Source organism: Kitasatospora sp. NPDC041988 (genome assembly GCF_055588525.1).
Map to the genome: position 1 here is coordinate 110076 of NZ_JBVJCO010000009.1, position 19748 is coordinate 129823.

At 74.3% G+C, this 19748-nt stretch carries 18 protein-coding genes; 10 read left to right on the top strand and 8 right to left on the bottom strand.

The genetic code is table 11. From position 1 onward, the window contains the following. Positions 1-28 precede the first annotated feature (28 nt). From ACZ6NC_RS11910 to ACZ6NC_RS11940, 7 genes are all read right to left on the bottom strand, one after another. Positions 29-817 carry an enoyl-CoA hydratase gene (locus tag ACZ6NC_RS11910; RefSeq protein WP_465731536.1) on the bottom strand — a complete coding sequence of 263 codons (789 nt, stop codon included), beginning with the start codon at positions 815-817 and terminating at the stop codon, positions 29-31. Positions 818-980: 163 nt separating this feature from the next. Further along, the gene (locus tag ACZ6NC_RS11915) at positions 981-2030 is read right to left on the bottom strand and encodes an enoyl-CoA hydratase/isomerase family protein (RefSeq protein WP_465731538.1); all 1050 of its coding nucleotides are present in this window, start codon (positions 2028-2030) and stop codon (positions 981-983) included. A gap of 128 nt (positions 2031-2158) precedes the next feature. Further along, the gene (gene fahA, locus ACZ6NC_RS11920) at positions 2159-3379 is read right to left on the bottom strand and encodes a fumarylacetoacetase (RefSeq protein ID WP_465731540.1); all 1221 of its coding nucleotides are present in this window, start codon (positions 3377-3379) and stop codon (positions 2159-2161) included. Further along, the gene (locus tag ACZ6NC_RS11925) at positions 3376-4260 is read right to left on the bottom strand and encodes a hypothetical protein (protein ID WP_465731542.1); all 885 of its coding nucleotides are present in this window, start codon (positions 4258-4260) and stop codon (positions 3376-3378) included. Before ACZ6NC_RS11925 ends, fahA begins: the two co-directional genes overlap by 4 nt. Then, positions 4257-5456, bottom strand: coding sequence for a cupin domain-containing protein (locus ACZ6NC_RS11930; RefSeq protein ID WP_465731544.1), 1200 nt, complete (start codon positions 5454-5456; stop codon positions 4257-4259). Before ACZ6NC_RS11930 ends, ACZ6NC_RS11925 begins: the two co-directional genes overlap by 4 nt. An 80-nt stretch (positions 5457-5536) precedes the next feature. Then, on the bottom strand, positions 5537-6751 hold the full coding sequence (hppD, locus tag ACZ6NC_RS11935; protein ID WP_465544536.1) for a 4-hydroxyphenylpyruvate dioxygenase: 1215 nt from the start codon (positions 6749-6751) through the stop codon (positions 5537-5539). A gap of 294 nt (positions 6752-7045) precedes the next feature. Then, positions 7046-8374 carry an alpha/beta family hydrolase gene (locus ACZ6NC_RS11940; protein WP_465731546.1) on the bottom strand — a complete coding sequence of 443 codons (1329 nt, stop codon included), beginning with the start codon at positions 8372-8374 and terminating at the stop codon, positions 7046-7048. 370 nt (positions 8375-8744) lie between these two features. On the opposite strand from ACZ6NC_RS11940, the gene ACZ6NC_RS11945 reads away from it, so the two are divergent. The 9 genes from ACZ6NC_RS11945 to ACZ6NC_RS11985 all read left to right on the top strand — a co-directional run bounded on the left by ACZ6NC_RS11945 (position 8745) and on the right by ACZ6NC_RS11985 (position 15928). Further along, complete coding sequence (locus ACZ6NC_RS11945; RefSeq protein WP_465731548.1) at positions 8745-10049, top strand: sedoheptulose 7-phosphate cyclase; 1305 nt, start codon at positions 8745-8747, stop codon at positions 10047-10049. After that, positions 10042-10749 carry a cupin domain-containing protein gene (locus tag ACZ6NC_RS11950; RefSeq protein WP_465731551.1) on the top strand — a complete coding sequence of 236 codons (708 nt, stop codon included), beginning with the start codon at positions 10042-10044 and terminating at the stop codon, positions 10747-10749. Before ACZ6NC_RS11945 ends, ACZ6NC_RS11950 begins: the two co-directional genes overlap by 8 nt. After that, positions 10746-11156 (top strand): hypothetical protein, encoded by a 411-nt coding sequence (locus ACZ6NC_RS11955; RefSeq protein WP_465731553.1) that lies wholly within the window; start codon positions 10746-10748, stop codon positions 11154-11156. The genes ACZ6NC_RS11950 and ACZ6NC_RS11955 overlap by 4 nt, the downstream gene beginning before the upstream one ends. 205 nt (positions 11157-11361) lie before the next feature. Further along, on the top strand, positions 11362-12465 hold the full coding sequence (locus ACZ6NC_RS11960; RefSeq protein WP_465731555.1) for a 3-dehydroquinate synthase family protein: 1104 nt from the start codon (positions 11362-11364) through the stop codon (positions 12463-12465). 135 nt (positions 12466-12600) lie between these two features. After that, positions 12601-13155: a hypothetical protein gene (locus ACZ6NC_RS11965; RefSeq protein ID WP_465731557.1), complete on the top strand. Its 555-nt coding sequence runs from the start codon at positions 12601-12603 to the stop codon at positions 13153-13155. Then, positions 13152-13562: a hypothetical protein gene (locus tag ACZ6NC_RS11970; protein WP_465731559.1), complete on the top strand. Its 411-nt coding sequence runs from the start codon at positions 13152-13154 to the stop codon at positions 13560-13562. The genes ACZ6NC_RS11965 and ACZ6NC_RS11970 overlap by 4 nt, the downstream gene beginning before the upstream one ends. 118 nt (positions 13563-13680) lie before the next feature. Continuing rightward, positions 13681-14433, top strand: coding sequence for a cupin domain-containing protein (locus ACZ6NC_RS11975; RefSeq protein WP_465731561.1), 753 nt, complete (start codon positions 13681-13683; stop codon positions 14431-14433). After that, on the top strand, positions 14430-15323 hold the full coding sequence (locus ACZ6NC_RS11980; protein WP_465731563.1) for an SDR family oxidoreductase: 894 nt from the start codon (positions 14430-14432) through the stop codon (positions 15321-15323). The genes ACZ6NC_RS11975 and ACZ6NC_RS11980 overlap by 4 nt, the downstream gene beginning before the upstream one ends. After that, positions 15320-15928 carry a VOC family protein gene (locus tag ACZ6NC_RS11985; RefSeq protein WP_465731565.1) on the top strand — a complete coding sequence of 203 codons (609 nt, stop codon included), beginning with the start codon at positions 15320-15322 and terminating at the stop codon, positions 15926-15928. Before ACZ6NC_RS11980 ends, ACZ6NC_RS11985 begins: the two co-directional genes overlap by 4 nt. Positions 15929-16441: 513 nt before the next feature. Here the strand turns inward: ACZ6NC_RS11985 and ACZ6NC_RS11990 are convergent. Further along, positions 16442-18667 (bottom strand): sensor histidine kinase, encoded by a 2226-nt coding sequence (locus ACZ6NC_RS11990; RefSeq protein WP_465731567.1) that lies wholly within the window; start codon positions 18665-18667, stop codon positions 16442-16444. A gap of 426 nt (positions 18668-19093) precedes the next feature. Here ACZ6NC_RS11990 and ACZ6NC_RS11995 point away from each other — a divergent pair, with 426 nt between their 5' ends. After that, a complete protein-coding gene (locus ACZ6NC_RS11995) occupies positions 19094-19726 on the top strand; it encodes a response regulator (RefSeq protein ID WP_465731742.1) in 633 nt (210 codons plus the stop codon). The last annotated feature ends 22 nt before the right edge of the window (positions 19727-19748 follow it).

The window sequence follows — 19748 nt, forward strand, 5'->3', positions numbered from 1 at the left end:
GCCGGCTGCCGACTGCCGGCCGTCCCGGTCAGCGGTGGGTGAAGGAGGCGGGCCGCTTCTCGGCGAAGGCGGCCATGCCCTCCTTCTGGTCGGCCGTCGCGAACGCCGCGTGGAACAGACGCCGCTCGAAGCGGACACCCTCGGCGAGGGTGGTCTCGAAGGCGCGGTTCACGCTCTCCTTCAGCATCATCGCCGCCGGGGTCGACATCTCGGCGACCTTCTCGGCGGTGGCCAGCGCCTCGGCCAGCAGCTGGTCGGCCGGGACGATCCGGGACACCAGGCCGGCCCGCTCGGCCTCCTCGGCACCCATCATCCGGCCGGTCAGGCAGAGCTCCATCGCCTTCGCCTTGCCGACCGCCCGGGTCAGCCGCTGCGAGCCGCCGATGCCCGGGATGACGCCGAGCTTGATCTCCGGCTGCCCGAACTTCGCGGTGTCCGCGGCGAGCAGGATGTCGCAGAGCATCGCCAGCTCACAGCCGCCGCCCAGCGCGAAGCCGGCCACCGCCGCCACCACCGGCTTGCGCAGCTCGCCGAGCCGGTCCCACGGGCCCAGCCAGTCGTCCAGGTAGACGTCGGGGAACCGGTTGCCCTGCATCTCCTTGATGTCGGCGCCGGCCGCGAAGGCCTTCTCCGAGCCGGTGATCACCAGCGCGCCGATCTCCGGGTCCCGGTCGAAGGCGGTGGCGGCCGCGACGACCTCGTTCATCAGCCGGGTGTTCAGCGCGTTGAGCGCCTCCGGCCGGTTGAGCGTGATCAGCCCGACCCGGCCCTTGCGCTCGACCAGGATCGTCTCGTAGGTCTCGGTGGTCTCGGTCATCGCCGTTGACTCCCATGTCCGCTGCTCGGCACCGCTCAAGGTGCGCCCTGACCGCCCAACAATCTCCGAAGCTGCCCTGCTCGCGCCAGTCTTGCCATGCGAGACGGTCGTCACGGATCGCGCTGTTCGGCGACGCGACCGGCCCCGGTCCGGCCCCGCCTGGTCAGGCCAGGCCCAGCTCGTCGTCCGCACGCGGGGCGAAGTGGCGGGCGACCTCCGCCGCCGACACCCCGGCGAGGTCGGCGGGCGACCAGCGCGGGTTGCGGTCCTTGTCCACCACCTGCGCCCGGATGCCCTCGACCAGATCGTGCCCGGCCAGGGCCGCACAGGAGATCCGGTACTCCTGGTCCAGCACCGCCTCCAGAGACGGCAGCGTCCGGGCCCGGCGCAGCGCGGCCAGGGTGACCTTGACGGCCGTCGGCGAGTTCCCGAGCACCTGCTCGGCCGCTTCCTTGGCCTCCGGGAGCCCCGTGTCCAGCAGCCGCGCCACGATCTCCTCGACGGTGCCGGCGGCGTAGCAGGCGTCGATCCACTCCCGCTGCGCCGCGAGCGCGGCGGGCGGCGCCGCCTCGGCATGAGCGGCGACGGCGGCGGTGACGGACGCGGCCGGGTCCGCCGCGGCCGTCAGCTCCGCGAGCAGCGCGGGGACCGCCGCCGAGGGTACGAAGTGGTCCGCGAAGCCGCAGAGCAGCGCGTCCCCGGGCCCCATCGAGGCGGAGGTGAGCCCGAGATGCGTGCCCAACTCGCCCGGGGCGCGGGCCAGGAGCCGGCTGCCGCCGACGTCCGGCACCAGGCCGATCCGGGTCTCCGGCATCGCCACGGTGGACCGTTCGGTGACGATCCGCACCGCGCCGTGGGCGGAGAGGCCGACGCCGCCGCCCATGGTGATGCCGTCCATCACCGCCAGGTACGGCTTCGGGTAGCGGGCGATCAGGGCGTTCAGCCGGTACTCGTCCCGGAAGAACGCCCGCGAACCGGCCCCGCCCGCCTTGGCGTCATCGTGGATCGCCCGGATGTCCGCCCCCGCGCAGAGCCCGCGCTCGCCGGCCCCGGTCAGCACCACGACGCGCACGGCGTCGTCCGCCGCCCACCCCTCCAGCGCCGCGTGGACGGCCGTGATCATGCCGTGCGTCAGCGAGTTGAGCGCCCGCGGCCGGTCGAGCACGATCCGCCCGACGCCGCCGTCCCGGTGGACCTGCACCTCTGCACTCATCGGGCCCGCTCCCGTTCCTCGTCGCCGTATTCGAAGATCCTTGCCGCCCACGGTACTAGTAGGGCTTGTCTGACAGGCAGGCGAAGGGCGGCACCGGACTCCCGGTGCCGCCCTTCACGTGCGGGCCGTTACGGCACGACCCGGCCGGTCACCTCGCCGAAGCCGATCACCGTGCCGTCCCGGCCGGGGGCGGTGGCGGTGATGGTGACCTCGTCGCCGTCCTCCAGGAAGGCGCGCGTGGTGCCGTCGGGGAGCTTGAGCGGCTCCTCGCCGTTCCAGGTGAGTTCGATCAGCGCGCCCCGGGTCTCGGGCCCGGGGCCGCTGACGGTGCCCGAGGCGAAGAGGTCGCCGGTGCGCAGCGAGGCGCCGTTCACCGTCATGTGGGTGAGCTGCTGCGCCGCCGTCCAGTACATCGAGGCGAACGGCGGGCGGGAGACCGCGTGCCCGTTCAGGCGGATCTCCAACCCGAGGTCCAGGCCCCAGGGTTCGCCGCCGCGGTCGTCCAGGTAGGGGAGCGGCTCGACGTCCCGGGCCGGCGGGGCGACCCGCGCGTACTCCAGGGCGTCCAGCGGGACGATCCACGGCGAGACCGAGGTGGCGAAGGACTTGCCGAGGAACGGGCCGAGGGGCACGTACTCCCAGGCCTGGATGTCCCGCGCCGACCAGTCGTTGACCAGGCAGACGCCGAACACGTGCTCGCGGAATTCGTCCAGGGTGACGGGCGTGCCGAGCGTGGACGGGGTGCCGACCACGAAGCCGACCTCCGCCTCGATGTCCAGCCGGCGGGTCGGGCCGAAGGACGGCACCGCGTCGGCGGGCGCCTTGCGCTGGCCGTGCGGGCGGACCACCGGGGTGCCGGAGACCACGACCGTGCCGGCCCGGCCGTGGTAACCGATCGGCAGGTGCTTCCAGTTGGGGGTGAGCGGGTCCGAGCCCGGGCGGAAGATCCGGCCCAGGTTGGTGGCGTGGTGCTCGGAGGCGTAGAAGTCGACGTAGTCGGCGACCTCGAACGGCAGGTGCAGCTCCACCTCGGCCACCGGCAGCAGCAGCGGCGAGAGCGCGTCCCGGAACGACTCGTCGGTGAGCCAGTTCGTCAGCGACGCGCGGACCTCCGACCAGACCGAACGGCCCGCTCCCAGCAGCGGGTTGAGAGTGTCGGCGTCCAGCAGGACGGACGGCGCCCCGGCGGCGCGGGCGGCGGCCCCGGCATCGAGGACGAACTCCCCGATGCGCACGCCGATCCGCCGGCGGCCGGGCCGGTCGGCCGCCGTGAAGACGCCGTACGGCAGGTTGTGCACGCCGAACGGCGAGTCCTGGGCACTGGCGAGCCAGCTGCGGGGCGTGGTCAACGGTCCTCCTGGGGCGTGGGGCTGGGGCCGGTCCCGGGCGACAGCAGGCCGAGGGCGGCCAGGTCGTCCAGGGGCTCGGCGATGCTGCAGGTGCCGAACGCGGTGAACGAGTTCCGGATCACCGTAACCTGATGGTCGGTCAGCTCGTGGACGGCCTTGGCCAGCACCTCGCCCGAGCGCTCCGCCAGCACCTCGGCCGCAGCCGTCCGGTCGGTCTCCAGCGCGGCCAGCAGGACGTTCAGGAAGCCGTGGTGCTCGAAGCCGGTGACCGGATCGGTGTGCCGGACGGCGTTGTGCAGCCCGGCCGTGCATTTGTACGGCAGGCCGCGCTGCGCGCAGCCGGTGAGGAAGCCGGCCAGCTCGTCCTCGTCGGGGAAGGCGCCGGCCACCACCCCGCCGGTGCGGAACTTCGCCCGGTACGGGCTGTCGACCAGCACGTCCAGCACCTCGCCCAGGGCGTCGCCGCGCAGCAGTTCGCGCGGCAGCTCGACGGCGGCCGGCACGTCCGGCGGCAGCAGCAGGTCGAGCGCGGCCACCGCCTCGTGGGCGTCCCGGGTGGCCAGCTCGACGCCGGCCAGCTCGAACGGCGCGGCGGCGGCGAGCGCCGGGCCGAGCTCGGCACTGCCCCCCGGCAGTACGAGCCCGACCCGGAGAGCGTCGCCCGCGCCGGCCGGGGCCGCCGCGGCGAGCTCGCCCAGCCGGCCCGCCCCGCAGAGGAGCGGTCCGACCGCCTCGGCGTACCACGCGGAGCGGTGCGCGCGGTGCGCCGGTACCGCCTCGGCGACCGGCAGGTTCCCCGGCGGGAACACCGCCGCGTCGTCGAAGAGGCCCTGGAAGAGCAGGGGGACGGCGCCTGTGGAGCCGGTGGGAGCGCCGCTCATCGCTGCGGCCCCCGACCCGCCCACGTCCAGGCGTAGTTGGAGTCCTCGCTCGCCCGGCCGCCCTCGCCCAGCTCCAGCGGGCGGAAGGTGTCCACCATGACGGCGAGCTCGTCGAAGAACTCCACGCCGATGCTGCGCTCGTACGCGCCCGGCTGCGGGCCGTGGGTGTGGCCGCCCGGGTGCAGCGAGATCGAACCCTGGCCGATCCCCGAGCCCTTGCGGGCCGCGTAGTCTCCGCCGCAGTAGAACATGACCTCGTCGCTGTCCACGTTGGAGTGGTAGTACGGGACGGGGATCGAGAGCGGGTGGTAGTCCACCTTGCGGGGCACGAAGTTGCAGATCACGAAGCCGCTGCCCTCGAACACCTGGTGCGCGGGCGGCGGTTGGTGGATCCGGCCGGTGATCGGCTCGTAGTCCCGGATGTTGAGCACGTACGGGTAGAGGCAGCCGTCCCAGCCGACCACGTCGAACGGGTGGTGCGGCACCGTGTACCGGGTGCCCGAGATCCCGTTCGGTCCCCGGTGCTTGACCAGCACGTCGACGTCCGTGCCCTCGACCAGCAGCGGACCGGACGGGCCGCGAAGGTCCCGCTCGCAGTACGGCGCGTGCTCCAGCAGCTGGCCGTACTTGGAGAGGAAGCGCTTCACCGGGGTGATGTGGCTGTTCGCCTCGATGCAGTACGCGCGCAGCGGCTCGTCGCCGGACGGCACCCAGCGGTGGGTGGTCGCCCGGGGGATGACCACGTAGTCGCCCTGGCCGACCTCCAGCGTGCCGAACACCGTCTCGACCGTGCCCGCGCCGGACTCCACGTACACGCACTCGTCACCGAGCCCGTTGCGGTACAGCTCGCTCGGGGCCCCGGCGGCGACGTACGAGATCCGCACGTCGCCGTTGCCGAGGACGAGGCGGCGGCTGCCGACGACGTCCGCGGACTTCCAGTCCTGGCCCGCGAAGAGCTCGTGCAGCTTGAGGTGGCGGGGGAGCAGGGGATGGTTGGCCACCGTCGACTGGTCCGGCAGCTCCCACGGCACCGCGTCCACGACGGCCGAGGGGATGCCCTGGTGATAGAGCAGCGAGGAGTCCGAGGAGAACCCCTCCTCGCCCATCAACTCCTCGTAGTACAGCCCGCCCTCGGGTGTGCGGTGCTGGGTGTGCCGCTTGGGCGGGATGCTGCCCAGCTGCCGGTAGTACGCCATCGTCCTGCTCCTCCTGGCCCGTCCGTCGGTTCCCTGCCGATCACCGGGGTGAGGTGATCGGCTCTGATCAGGGGTGGTGATCAGAGGTTGCCGCGACGGTCCTGCTCGCGCTCCAGGGATTCGAAGAGCGCCTTGAAGTTGCCCTTCCCGAAGCCGAGCGAGCCATGCCGCTCGATGAACTCGAAGAACACGGTCGGCCGGTCGCCCTGCGGCTTGGTGAAGATCTGCAGCAGGTAGCCGTCCTCGTCGCGGTCGACCAGGATGCCGCGCTTCTTCAGCTCCTCGACCTCGACCCGCACCTTGCCGATCCGGGCGCGCAGCTCCGGGTCGTCGTAGTACGAGTCGGGGGTGGAGAGGAACTCCACACCGTTGGCACGCAGCTGGTCGACGGTGGAGAGGATGTCGTTGGTGGCGAGCGCCAGGTGCTGGCAGCCGGGGCCGCCGTAGAACTCCAGGTACTCGTCGATCTGCGACTTCTTCTTGGCGATGGCCGGCTCGTTGAGCGGGAACTTCACCCGGTGGTTGCCGCTGGCCACCACCTTGGACATCAGGGCCGAGTACTCGGTGGCGATGTCGTCGCCGACGAACTCCGCCATGTTCACGAAGCCCATCACCCGGTTGTAGAACGAGACCCACTCGTCCATCTTGCCGAGCTCGACGTTGCCGACCGCGTGGTCCAGCGCCTGGAACAGCCGCTTCGGGTGCCCGGCCGGGCGGGTCACCCTGGTCTGGGCGGCCACGAAGCCCGGCAGGTAGGGGCCGTGGTAGCGGGAGCGGTCGATCAGGGTGTGCCGGGTCTCGCCGTAGGTGGCGATCGCGGCGCGGCGCACGGTGCCGTGCTCGTCGGAGACGTCGTTCGGCTCCTCCAGCACCCTGGCGCCCTGGGCGCGGGCGTGGGCGATGCACTTGTCGACGTCCGGCACCTCCAGCGCCAGGTCGACGACGCCGTCGCCGTGCCGGCGGTGGTGGTCCAGCAGCGGGCTGTCCGGGGCGACACCGCCCTTGATGACGAAGCGGCACGAGCCCGAGCGGAGGACGAAGGCCTTGCGGTCGCGGCGGCCGGTCTCCGGACCGGAGTAGGCGACCAGCTCCATGCCGAACACGGCCTGGTAGAACTGCGCCGTCTGGGTGGCGTTGCCCACCACGAACACGATGGCGTCCTGTGCGATGACAGGGAACGGGTCCGTGGCGGGGTCGTGCTCGACGAGTCCGACGAGGCGGCGCAGCTGCTCGGCGTCGAGACCGGCCTCGCGTTCCTCGGGGGTCAGCTCAAGGGCGTGGGACTGCGGGGTCATCGGTCGTTCCTCCACATTGAGGCCTCGGCATTGAGGCATCCGCTTGAGGCGGCCGCGCCGCATAGGGTGGGCGGGGCGGCTGAGCGGAGAGCTTGCTCCTGTCGGAGTGGTTGGGCAACAGGTCGGGATTTCACTGTTCAATGTGTACAAGCTGATCAGGAAATCCTGGGTTCGGCTGGGCAAAATGTGCTGCTGATCGGGGTGGCGGCGGGAGGTCTGCGGACACCGCCGGTCGGCAGGCCGCCCGGGACAGCGGTCCCGGCCCGGCCTGCCAGGTCAGGCGGGTCGGACCGGTCAGGCCGGCTGACCTGGTGAGCCGGGCGGCAGGTGGCGCAGGAACCAGTCGCGGGCCAGCTCGGCGACCCGGTCCAGCGTGCCCGGTTCCTCGAACAGATGGCCCGCGTGCGGCACCACCGCCAGTTCACTCTCGCAGCGCAGCCGGGACCGCGCCTGCCGGTTCAGATCGATCACCGTGCCGTCCCGGGCGCCCACCACCAGCAGCGTCGGCGCGGTGACCGCGGCCAGCCGCCCGGGGCCGGCGAGGTCCGGCCGCCCGCCCCGGGAGACCACGGCGCGTACGTTGTCGCCCAGCCGGGCCGCCGTCCAGAGCGCGGCGGCGGCGCCGGTGCTGGCGCCGAAGAGGCCGAGCGGGAGGTTCTGCGTCTCCTCCTGGCCGGCCAAGCGCTCGGCGACGGCGGTCAGCCGGGCGCCGAGCAGGTCGACGTCGAAGACCTTCCGTCGGTCCGGCTCCTCGGCCTCCGTGAGCAGGTCGAACAGCAGCGTCGCCAGGCCCGCCCGGTTGAGGTACGCGGCGACGTGGCGGTTGCGCGGGCTGTGCCGGCTGCTGCCGCTGCCGTGCGCGAACACCACCACGCCCACCGCCCGTGCCGGGACGGTCAGCCGGCCCGCCAGCAGGACGCCGGCGGCCGGCACGGTCAGCTCCCGGTCCACCTCGACGGGCGCCGGCGGGTGGCCGCCACGTGCCTCGGCGAGCAGGCGCAGAACCTCGTCGTCCCCGGTCTGCGAGAAGTCGGCGTAGAACTCGCCGATCGCGAAGAACGGCGACGGCGTTCCGACGCAGACCAGCTCGTCGGCCACCTCCGAGAGCCGGTCGGTCCACTCCCTGGGCGCCACCGGGACGGCCAGCACCACCCGGGCCGCGCCCCTGGCCCGGACGATCCGGCAGGCCGCCCGGGCGGTGGAACCGGTCGCGACACCGTCGTCGACCACGACCACGGTGCGCCCGCGCAGGTCGGCGGGCGGGCGGTCGCCCCGGTAGCGGCGGGCACGGCGCTCCAGCTCGGCGCGCTCCGCCTGCTCCACCCGGGCGAGCTGCTCGGCGGTGACCCCGGCGACGCGCATCACCTGGTCGTTGAGCACCCGGATGCCGTCCTCGCCGATCGCGCCCATGCCCAGCTCCGGCTGGTAGGGCACGCCCAGCTTGCGGATCACGCAGATGTCGAGCGGGGCGCCGAGCGCCGCCGCCACCTCGGCGGCCACCGGCACGCCGCCGCGCGGGAGGGCGACGACGACTGTGCCGGGGCCGCGCAGGTGGCCCAGAAGTGCGGCCAGCCGGCGGCCCGCGTCGGTGCGGTCGGTGAAGTGGGTACCGGTGACGTGCATGGCGCGGCCTCCGAGTTCCACCGTACGTCGGCGGGACGGAGGTGGGGCGGGGACGGGTCGGCGGGGACGGGTCGGCGGGGACGGATCCGGGGACGGATCCGGGGGCGGGGGCGGGCTCCGGTGGGCTTCCGGTGCGGGCGTGTCCTGTGCTCCGCCCGGGACGCGGATGGGCCCGGTCACCCGTGCGTCCGGGACAGCGGGCACCGGAACGTGGGGTCAGACCGGCCGTCCGGTGGGCGTTGCGCCCGGCCGGCCGGCCGCGTCCCAACCGGCTGCGGCCGAACGGACACACGTGAAGCCCGGACCGGACGTTCCGGAAGTCCGGGCCGGACGCCCCTGAAGCAGAAGCCCGAGCAGAAGGAGTCACGCCGTGACCTTCCCCCGCCCGCACCACCCGCCCGGCGACCCCGCCGCTGCGCACGGCCACGGCCAGGTCCACGCCCTCGGCCACGTCCACGGGCGGGTCCTGCCGCACGGACTGCACGCCACCGGCGATCCGGTCACCGGCTGGACGGTGGCCACCGCGCTGCCCGTTCGCTACCAGGTCCGCTTCGTGCCCGGTGTGCTGGATCCTGGCAATCCCGCCCTGGCCCGGGTCGGTGGAGCCCCCGGGCGCCGGCTGGTCGTCGTGGAGGCCCGGGTGCACGAGCTCTACGGCCGCCACCTCCACCGCTACCTGGTCGCCCAGGGGGTCGAGCACGAGACGCTGGTCCTGCTCGCGCACGAGCAGGTGAAGACCATGGATTCGGTGTTCCGGGTCGCCGACCGGATGGACTCCTTCGGCATCTCCCGGCGCGGCGAGCCGGTGATCGCGATCGGCGGCGGCGTGCTGACCGACGTCGTCGGCCTCGCCTGCAGCCTCTACCGGCGCTCGACGCCGTTCGTCCGGGTGCCCACCACGCTGATCGGCCTCGTGGACGCGGGCGTCGGCGCCAAGACGGGCGTCAACCACGGCCGGCACAAGAACCGGCTCGGTACCTACCACCCCGCCGTCGACACTCTGCTCGACCCGGCCTTCCTCGCCACCCTCGACCGCCGGCACCTCGGGAACGGGCTCGCCGAGATCCTCAAGGTGGCCCTGATCAAGGACCGGCACCTCTTCGAGCTGCTCGAACGGCACGGCCGCGACCTCCTGGACGAACGGTTCCAGGGCAGCCCGCGCGCCGGCGCCCAGGTGCTCACCCGGGCCGTGCGCGGGATGCTCCAGGAGCTGCAGCCCAACCTCTGGGAACACCGGCTGGACCGCCTGATGGACTACGGTCACTCGTTCAGCCCGACGGTCGAGATGCGCGCGCTGCCCGAACTGCTGCACGGCGAGGCGGTCTGCATCGACATGGCGCTCACCACGGTCGTCGCCCAGCGGCGTGGACTGCTCGACGCGGAGCAGGCCGAGCGGATCCTGCGGCTGATGCGCCGGCTCGAACTGCCGGTCTGGCACCCGCTGATCGAACCGGTCACACTCGCGGAGGCGCTCGCCGACACCGTCCGCCACCGCGACGGCCGGCAGCGGCTGCCGCTGCCGGCCGGGATCGGGTCGGGCGTGTTCGTCGACGACCTGGCGGATCGTGAGCTGGCCGACGCTGCACGGTGGTTGAGGGAGTGGTCGACCGCCGCCCGGGGCCCTGAGGGGCGGGCGGAGCAGGCGGAGCCGGAGGGGCGTGGGGTCCGTGCGTAGCGCGGTCGTGGTCGCGGACACCGGCACCCCGGCGGACGTCCACGGCGTGCACGGCGCGGCCGGGGTCACGCAGTGGACCTGCCTGGCCCGCCGCGCCGGGCTCGCCGGGGCCTGGGAGGCCGTGGAGTGGGCGCGCGTCCCGCCCGGCGGGGTCAGCGGGGAACACCTGCACACCCGCACCCGGGAGGTCTACGTCCTGCTCGTGGGGGACGGCGAGGTCACGCTCGACGGCCGCCCGTACGCCGTCGGCGCCGGGGACGCGGTGCTGACGGCGGTCGGCACCCGACACGGCCTGCGCAACCTCGGGGCGGGGGTGCTGGAGTGGCTGGTCATCGAACTCCCGGCGGAGTGGGACGACGCCGCTCCCGTCGGCAGCACGGTGATCCGGGACCTGCGGCGCACCGGCCCGGTGGACCCGTCCGCCGTCCTCGGCGGTCCGCTGCGCCTGCTGCAGTTCGCCGGCCTGGCTCCGCAGGGGCGGGCCGGCCACACCGCCGACGGGGTCGAGCACACGCTCTTCGTCACGGCGGGGAGTGGCCGGGCCGCGGCCGGGGACGTGCGGGTACCGCTGCGGCCCGGGGCGGCCCTCACCCTGCCGCTCGGCAGCGCGGTGGACCTGGCGGCCGGCCCGGACGGGTTGGAGTACGTCCACGCGGAGCTCGTGGTGGAGGGGACGGCGGCAGGGGGTGGTTCGCGGTGATCGTCACCAGCTCCGCCGGACCGCAGCTGCTGCTCGGTCCCGGCCACCAGCGCATCCGGACCCGCTGCCTCGCCCGCCGGGGCATGCTGCACAGCGAGTGCGAGTCCGTCGAACACGTCCGCCTCGGCCCGGGTGCCTGCTACGACCTTGCCGGGCGCGACGGCACCGAGGCCGCCTGGTACGTGCTGCGGGGGACGGCCGAGCTGATCGACTGCCCGGAGCAGCCGCAGCGGCCTCTGGGGAGGGGCGCACTGCTGCTCGCCCCGCGGGGGCGGGACGTGCACCTGCACGGCGGGCCGCTCGGGGTGGAGCTGCTCTGCGTCACCGTCCTGCCGGCGGAGGCGAGCCGGGCGTTGCCGCCGCGGCGGCCGGAGGTGGGGGCTCCGGCGGGAGCGGCTGACAGCTGACGGCTCGCAACCGACGGATCACGGATCACAGGTTTCATTCTCTGTCATCTGTGATCCGTCAGTCGGTTGCCGGTCCCTGCCCTCCCGGCCGGTCCCGGATGCTCCCGGCCCGGGACGGGACCGGTCGGGACGGGAACGGCGGCTCAGGCGCCCGGGGCGTCGGGCGGCCCATGGTCGAGGTCGGAGACCCAGTGGGAGGAGGACCATGATGGGCCGCACCGCCGAACTCGACCGCCGCATCCAGGCCGGACCCGCGAACTTCGCCCTCCTGGTGCGCTGCGGCGAACCGTCCTGGACGGAACTCGCCGACCGCCTGGCCGACTTCGAGGCCGATCGCTTCCTGCTGGTGACCGACGGTGCTGCTCCCGCCGACCATCTCGCCCACGTCCGGGCCATCGCCGAGGCGCAGGCTCCGTGCACCGTCCTCGCATGGTCCGATCGGCCGTCGGCGCGGCCGGCCCCCGACAGCCGGACCGTGGTGATCGCGATCGGTGGCGAACGGGCCTGCGGCGTCCCGGCCGACGTCCGTCTGCCGACCACGCTCGCGGCAGCGTGCGGCGCCGCGCTCGCGCTGCCGCGCCCGCCTCCGGGCGGGAACAGCGCTCCCCGAACCGCGCCCGCGCTGGTCTGGATCCGCAGCGATGTGCTGGCCGGACGTCCCGCTCCGGAGACCCGGGCCGGCATGGTCGAGGTGATCCGCCACGTCCTCGCCGTCTGCCCGGCGCAGTACGAGGCGCTCGCCAAGGTGCTGAACCCGGAGGGCCGTTACTCGCCGCAGGCGATTGCCGCCTGCCTCGCCCTCTGCGCCGACGCCCGTGCCGCGCTGGTCTGCTTCGACCCGTTCGAGACCGGACCGGCCCTCGCGCTCGGCTACGGGCGGAGCCTCGGCGCGGCCGTACACGGCATCACGGAGGCCGCCGCCGGTGCGACGCTCGCGCCCGGCGACGCCGAGGCCCTGGGACTGCTCCTCGCCGCCCACATCGCCGTCCACCGCGGGCTGCTGGACGGTGCCGGGGCATGGGCCCACCGCGAACTGCTCGCCCGCAACGGTTCGGCGACGACCCTGCCCGCTCTCCCCGTCCGGTCCGCCGGGACCGGCGCCCGCACCCCGGCCGCCGCACTCGCCACCGCCGCCGAGCCCGGTCTGCTGCTGCTCGCGGGCCTGGGGCACCCGTACTGCGCGCGCGGCCGCCTGCTCACCGCGGTCGGCGCCACCGAGCTCCGGGCGGCCGTCGAGGGCCTGGGCCAGAGCGCCGTTCCGCGCAGCCGTGTCCCCGCCCCGCAGCCGCTGGCCGTCGCCACCGGATGACCGGCGGGCGGGGCTCGGGAGGCATGCGGGAGCAGGACGGGACCGGCTCCCCGTGCGGCCGGGACGACGGGCGCCACACCGTGGAGAACAGAGGCGGACCAGCACGGACCGCCGGAGACCAGAAGGAGTCCCGTCATGACGGGCACCGTCATCACCGACCTCCGCCGGCGCGGGGCCGTCGACCCGAGCCGGGTCCTGACCGGCCCGCTGCGCGCGGTCGGCCTGCAGTGGCTCGACCCGGGCCGCTGCACCGAGGTCGCCGCCGAAGGCGTCGAGCACGCCCTCTACGTCACCGCGGGCTCTGGCACGGCCACCGCCCCGGACGCCGATGCGCAGGCGGGCCCCGATGCCGGAATCCCGCTGGTCGAGGGGACGGCGCTGACCCTGCCGCTCGGCTCCGGGACGGTCCTCACCGCCGGTACGGCGGGCCTGGAGTACTTCCACGCCGTCCTCGCCGTCACCGGACGCCCGGCCGGCCCCGAGGCCCTCGCGGGCTCGGCCGGCCATGAGGCCCCCGCAAGCCCGGACGCCCCGGCGAGCCCGGAAGCCCACACCGCCCCCGACCGTCCCGGGACTCCCGACCGTCCCGACGACCCCGATCATCCTGACCACCCCGATCACTCCGGCCGCCCTGACCACCCTGACCACCCTGACCACCCTGAGCGCCCGAAAGGAGGCGAGCCCAGGTGATCGTCACCACTGCCTCGGCCGCCGCCGCCGTCATCCTCGGCCCGCACGGCGAGCGGATCCGGCTGCGCTGCCTGGCCCGCCGCTCGATGCTCACCAGCGCCTGCGAGTCCTTCGACCACCTGCGGCTGAGCCCCGGCGCCCACCACGTGCTGCCGGGGCAGGCCGAAGCCGAAACCGTGCTCTACGTGCTGCGCGGCTCCCTCCTCGTCGGCCAATCCACCGAAGAGCCGGACCACTTGGCGGTCGACGGTGATCTGCTGCTGGCCCGCCGGGCAACGCCGCTGCACCTCGACGCCGGACCGCTCGGCGCCGAACTGCTCACCCTCACCCTCGCCGCACCCCGCCGCGCCACGGCGGCCAGGCAAGCCCTGGCCCGCCGCCGGGCCGAACGACGGACCCGCCCGTGAACGCCCTCCTCCTCGACTTCGGCCGCCACCGGGGCGCCGCCGCTCATCGGAGGGGACCGGCCGCTCACCCGGGCGGGCCCGCCGCCGGCCGACACCCCACCGCCCAAGGAGGAATGACGTGATCCTCGTCCCCGCAGCCGTCCCCCGGACAGCCCCCGCGTACCGGCGGCTGATCGACCCCCACCACCTGCCCTCCGCCCACGGCGGGCTGACCGTCGAGACCCTCCCGCCCGGTGTCCGGGTCGAGCAACACCCCTCCAGGGTGGCCGAATCGGTGACCGTGGTGCTCTCCGGTCGGATCCGCTCGGCCGGCCGGATCCTCGGACCCGGCGAAGGCCTCTACCACCCGCCGGGCAGTGCCTGCGGACTCATCGCACTGCCCGGCACACCGGCCGCCGTCCTGACCGTCCGGCCACGCCCGCCGGCCGGGCAGCGGCCCGCGCTGTGCCCGGTGGCGGTGCCGCTCGCCCCGTTCCGATCCGCCAGCACGCCTGACGGAACGGGGAGTCCGGCCATCGGCGGTTCGGCCGGGATGGACGTGCACTGGCTCGCCACCGAGGAGACGGTGGGCGCCCGGCGGGTCACCGTCGCGGCCTCCGAATTCTCCCCCGACGGCAGCCATGACCTGCACCGGCACCCGCACGCGGACGAGTTCTTCCTGGTCCTCTCGGGCGGTGGCCGGCACCTCACCGCCGCCGGTGAGGTCGCGGTCCGCCAAGGCGACCTGGTGTACGTCCCGGCGGGGGAGTGGCACGGGTTCCGGACCGGTCCGGGCCGCCCGACCGCCGCCCTGTACGGCTACCTGGGCGCGCCCAGCCTGGCCCGGGCCGGCTACCAGGTCCGCCCGGCCTCCGAGGGGGTGGTCCGGTGAACACGACCGGGAGCGCGCCCGATCGGGGTGTGCCCCCGGTCGCGGTCGTCACCGGTGCCAGCTCCGGCATCGGCCGGGCCACGGCCATCGCTCTGGCCCGGGCCGGACACGCTGTTGCGATCGGCTACCGGACCGACCACGCCGCCGCCCTCCGGACGGCGGCACTGGCCGGCGGGCGGACCATGCTGCTGCCGCTGGACCTGGCCGACCCCTCGGCCGCCGCCCGAGCCGTCGACGGCGCCGCCGAACACCTCGGCGGCCTCGGCATCCTGGTCAACTGTGCGGGGATCAACCGGCGTTCACCGGCCCTCGCCGAGACCCTGGAGGAGTGGGCGCGAATCCTGACGGTGGACCTCACCGGCCCGTTCGCCTGCGCGCAGGCCGCCGCCCGCCGGATGGTCCGCGAGGGCCGCGGCGGGCGGATCGTCAACGTCACCTCCGTCCACGAGTTCACCCCGATCCTCGGCGGTGCCGCCTACTGCGCGGCCAAGGGCGGGCTGGGCGAGCTGACCAAGGTGCTCGCCCTCGAACTGGCGCCGTACGGGATCACCGTCAACTCCGTCAGCCCGGGTGAGACGGCCACCCGGATGAACGGTGTCCCGGACGACGGTCAAGCGGCCCACCTGACCCGGCCCGCCATCCCGGTGGGCCGGCCCGGCCGCGCCGCCGAGGTGGCCGCCGCGATCGTCCACCTCACCGGCCCGGACGCCGCCTACACCACCGGCATCTCGCTCACCGTCGACGGCGGCCTCAGCCTGACGAGCGCCGTCGCCAACCAGCGCGACGCCGCCCACGAGCCGGCCGCCCACGAGCCGGCCGCCCGTCGGGCGTGCCGCCTGCCGGACCCGACAACCGAGCCGCTCCCCGGCTCCGAGAGGAGGGTGCGATGACCGGCATCCCCGGCGCCCGTGCCGTCCACCACGTCGCGTACACCGTCCCCGACCTCGACCAGGCCGTCCTCTTCTTCACCGACGTCCTCGGCGCGCGGCTGCTCTACCGTCTGGGCCCGGTGTCCGACCCGTCCGGCGGCGACTGGATGACCCGCCAACTCGGCGTCCACCGCGACGCGGTGGCGTACATCGCGATGCTGCGGCTCGGGCCGGTCAGCAACCTGGAGCTGTTCCAGTACACCGCCCCCGGCCAGCGGCGCGAACTGCCCGCCAACAGCGACTGGGGCGGACACCACCTGGCCGTCGCCGTCGAGGACGTCGACCGTGCCGTCGCCTACCTGCGGGCACAGCCCGGCGTGGAGGTGCTGGGCGAGCCGCAGACCATCGCCGACGGCGGCCCGATCGACGGCGACCGCTGGGTCTACTTCCGCACCCCGTGGGGCCTCCAGCTGGAGGTGATCGCGATGCCCGCCGGCATGCCCTACGAACGCACCACCAGTGACCGGCTGTTCGCACCCGACGGCCCCTGGTCGTCCGGCAACGGGGGAGGTGGTGAAACCGGTGCTTCTCCTGCCCTGAACGCCCGGCCTGAACATCTCGCCTGACCTGCGAAAACGCTCGCCGTCCCGATGACCGCTCCCGCCATGGGACCGGAACGGGACGGCTGGCTCATGTGCCCGGGCCGGGCCCCGGCGCACTGTGGTGGAAGAGCGGCCGATCGGCTCGACCACTCGGAAGATCTGGAGCTATTTCCATGACTGCAAACACCGCAACGAAGGCATGGCGTGTGGCGTCCCTGCTGGTGGGCGTCACCGCGGCGGGCGCGGCGATCAAGTGCGCTGTGACCACCTCGTCGAGCACGTCCGACGCGGCATCCCTCAGCACCGAACCGGCCAAGCTGCCGGAAGCTGCGGCCTCCCGCGCGACCCGACAGTGCGGGCCCGGCGACAAGCCCCCCTGCTGACATACCGAATATCCCTTCACACGGGTTGTCCCCGGTACCGGGCCCGGTACCGGGGACAACCCGTGTGAAGGCGCCGGGCCGTGGGCGTCCTGGGGGATCCGCCCCCCGGTCCGCGCCCGGCCGAGCGGTTCCAGCCGGCCGGGCAGCCGGCCGGTCAGGGCGTGGTGGGGTAGCGGGGCAGTACCGCGAGTACTCGGGTGCCGTGGTTCAGCGGCGCGACGGTGAAGCTGCCACCGATCTCTGCGGCCCGGTCGGCCATGGACCGCAGCCCGACGCCGCCACCCACCTCCGCCCCGGCCGACGAAGCCCCACCCACCTCCGCCCCATCCACCTCCGCCCCGCCCGCCGCAGCTTCGACCGTGCCGCCGTCGGCGCCACCCGGCTCGCCGGAACCAGCCGCACCGCCCGCCGGCTCGGACGGCGGTTCTCCGCCCGCGATGCCGATGCCGTCGTCCTGGACGGTGAGGGTCAGCTTCTCGGGGTCCACCGTGACGCAGACCTCGGCGGACCGGGCCCGGGCGTGCCGCAGCACGTTGTTGAGCGCTTCGGCCGCGATGCGGTACACGGCCACCTCGACCGCGGCCGGCAGCTCCGGCAGCGGGTCCGGCCGCACCACGACGTCGACGGACAGGCCCGCGCCGCTGAACGTGGTGCCCAGCTGCCGGACCGCCCGGGTCAGCCCGAACTCGCCGAGCTGCGCGGGCCCCAACCGGTCGGTGATCCGCCGGACCTCCTTGATGGTCATCGCCAGGTCGGCGGAGATGCCGCGCAGGCTGTCGGCGAGCCGGTCCTCCTCGGCGAGCCCGGTGCCGGCGCTGTCGACCCGCAGCCGCAGCCCGGCGAGGGCGGGCCCGAGGCCGTCATGGATGTCCCGCCGCAGCCAGCGCCGTTCCTCCTCGCGCGCGGCGACGATCTGCTCCCGGCTGGCCTGGAGGTCCTCCAGCAACCGGAGGGAGGCAACCGCCGGCGAGGCCTGGTCGGCGAGCGAGCGCAGGATGTCCACGTCACTGCGGTCCAGCTGCTCCTCGCCGGCCCGCAGTCCGACGGTCAGCTCACCGATGACGGTGCCGTTGTGGACGAGCTCGAAGGCCTGCCTGGTCCCGTCCAGCTGCCCGACCGCGGCCAGCCGGCGCGAGCCCGCCCGTGTGCTGACCGTCAGGGCGACGCCGGGCAGTCTCAGCTCCTCGGCGACCGTCGAACAGAGCGCGACCGGCAGCCGCTCCGGGTCGACGACCTGCCGGACGCGTTCTGCGAGCGTCCGCAGCACCTGGTAGGGCTGGGCGCGTTCGCCGTAGTACAGCCGGTCGACCAGCCCGCACGCCCACCGGGCCGCCCGGGGCAGGCCGGAACCCAGCGCGAAGACGAGGACGATCAGCAGCAGGGCGGCGGCGCCGCGCCCGGGCACCAGCCAGCTCGACAGCAGGCCGGCGGACACCACGAACAGCGTGGTCAGCGCGGTGGCGAGCAGGAGCCCGCTGAGGATCCGGCGGGCGGCCCGGTCGAGCTTCCAGCCGCCGTCCTTGATCACCAGAGTGGCGACGGCGACGACCCAGAACGCGCTGGCCGCGGCCCAGAGCACATAGGCGCGCCAGTAGTCCTGCGCCGCCGTCCGGGTGTAGAAGTCCTGCATGGCGGCCCACCACAGATAGGCGGTGAGCATCAGGCCGATGTGCAGGCGGTACTTCCGGGCCGATCTGAAGAGCCGGGCCAGCAGCACGGCTCCCGCGAAGGCGACCAGGGCGTAGAAGACCTGCTGGTCGTACTCGCCCACACGGGCGTAGAGCCACGCCAGGGCCCGGGCCGGCGGTGCGCCCGCCACAGGGTTGGCGCGATCGAACATCTGGTCCTCGCCGATCTCCGACAGGTAGATCGTGATCTGCCAGAGCGCGACCGCGCCGATGTACCAGTACCACCGCCGGTCGGTCAGCCGCCCGGAGGGGAGCCAGAGCGGCAGGACGAAGAACAGCGTCTCGCGGACCGTGTCGCCGACGGCGTCGAGCACGGTCACCGCGCCCACGATCCCGGGGTCGCCGACCTCGACCCAGACGGCCGCGGCCGCCGCGTTCGGGGCGATCGAGGCGAGTGCGTAGATCAGCATCACCCAGCCGAGCGGGCTGCCCGGCCGGTGCGCGTGCAGCAGCATGCCGGCCCCGGCGGTGGGCAGCGCGTAGACCAGCACGAGCAGCTGGTTCCGGGGCACCACCACGGCCGGATCGCCGAGATGGGCGAGAACGTAGCAACTCCACAGGGTGGCGAGGGCCAGGCACAGGCACGTGACGGCGGCGGCCGCCGCGAGCTGTCGCTGCGCACCGGTACGGCGGGCGGCGGGCCGCCGGGCGCGGGCGGGCGTCCGGGGCCGGGGGGAGATCACCGTGATCATGGCACCGCCTCGAAACGGGCTGGGGTGTGGTCCGCCGACGGCCGTTCGCCGGACACTGGTGGCAGTCTCGTCGGCCCGCCGTCCCGGGCGCATGGGGCAACGGTCTCGTCCTGCGCGCACGAGGCCCGGACGGGCGGGCGACACTCCGAGCATGTCACGGAAAGTCACTCGACCATCGCTGGTAGTGTCGGCCAGGTGGACCAACAGCACCCCGCCGCCCAGCCCACTCCGCAGCCGGCCCTCGGCCCCCGGGACGAGCCGCAGGACGTGCCACCGTACGAACCCGCGGAGCAGCCCGCCGACTCGTCCGGCCGGCAGCCCGCCGACGATCGGCCGGACGGGTACGGCGGCGAGCCGGGCGGTGGGCAGGCAGGTGAGCAGCCCCGCGAGCATGCCGGGGAGCCGGACGGCTCGCCCGTCCGGGTCCTGATCGTCGACGACCACCCGCTGTTCCGCGAGGGTCTCAAGGCCGCGCTGCAGAGTGCCGAGGGCATCGCGGTGGTGGCCGAGGCCGAGCGGGTCGGCGCGGTGCCGGACGCGGTCGCCCGGCACCGTCCGGACGTGGTGGTCATGGACCTCTCGCTGCCGGACGGCTCCGGGCTGGAGGCCGCCCGCCGGCTCGCCGCGCAGCCGCCCGCCCCACCGGTGCTGATGCTCACCATGGCCGACGACGACGGCAGCCTGCTGGCCGCGCTCCAGGCGGGAGCGCGCGGCTACCTGGTGAAGGGCGCGGGCCGGGAGGAGGTGCTGCACGCGGTGCGGACGGTCGCGGCGGGTGGCGCGGTGTTCGGCGCGGATGTGGCAGGCCGGATCACCGCGCTGCTGGCGGGGGCGCGGTTGCGCGAGGCGGGGCAGCTGTTCCCCGCGCTGACCGCCCGCGAGGCGGAGGTGCTGGACCTGGTGGCGCGGGGGCTGGACAACCGGCGGATCGCCCGCGAGCTGGTGGTGGCGGAGAAGACGGTCCGCAACCACGTCACCCACATCTTCGAGAAGCTGCACGTGGCGACTCGCGCCGAGGCGGTCGCCCGGGCCCGCGACATGGGCCTCGGCGACAGCTGACCCGGCCGGGACTCCGGTCGAC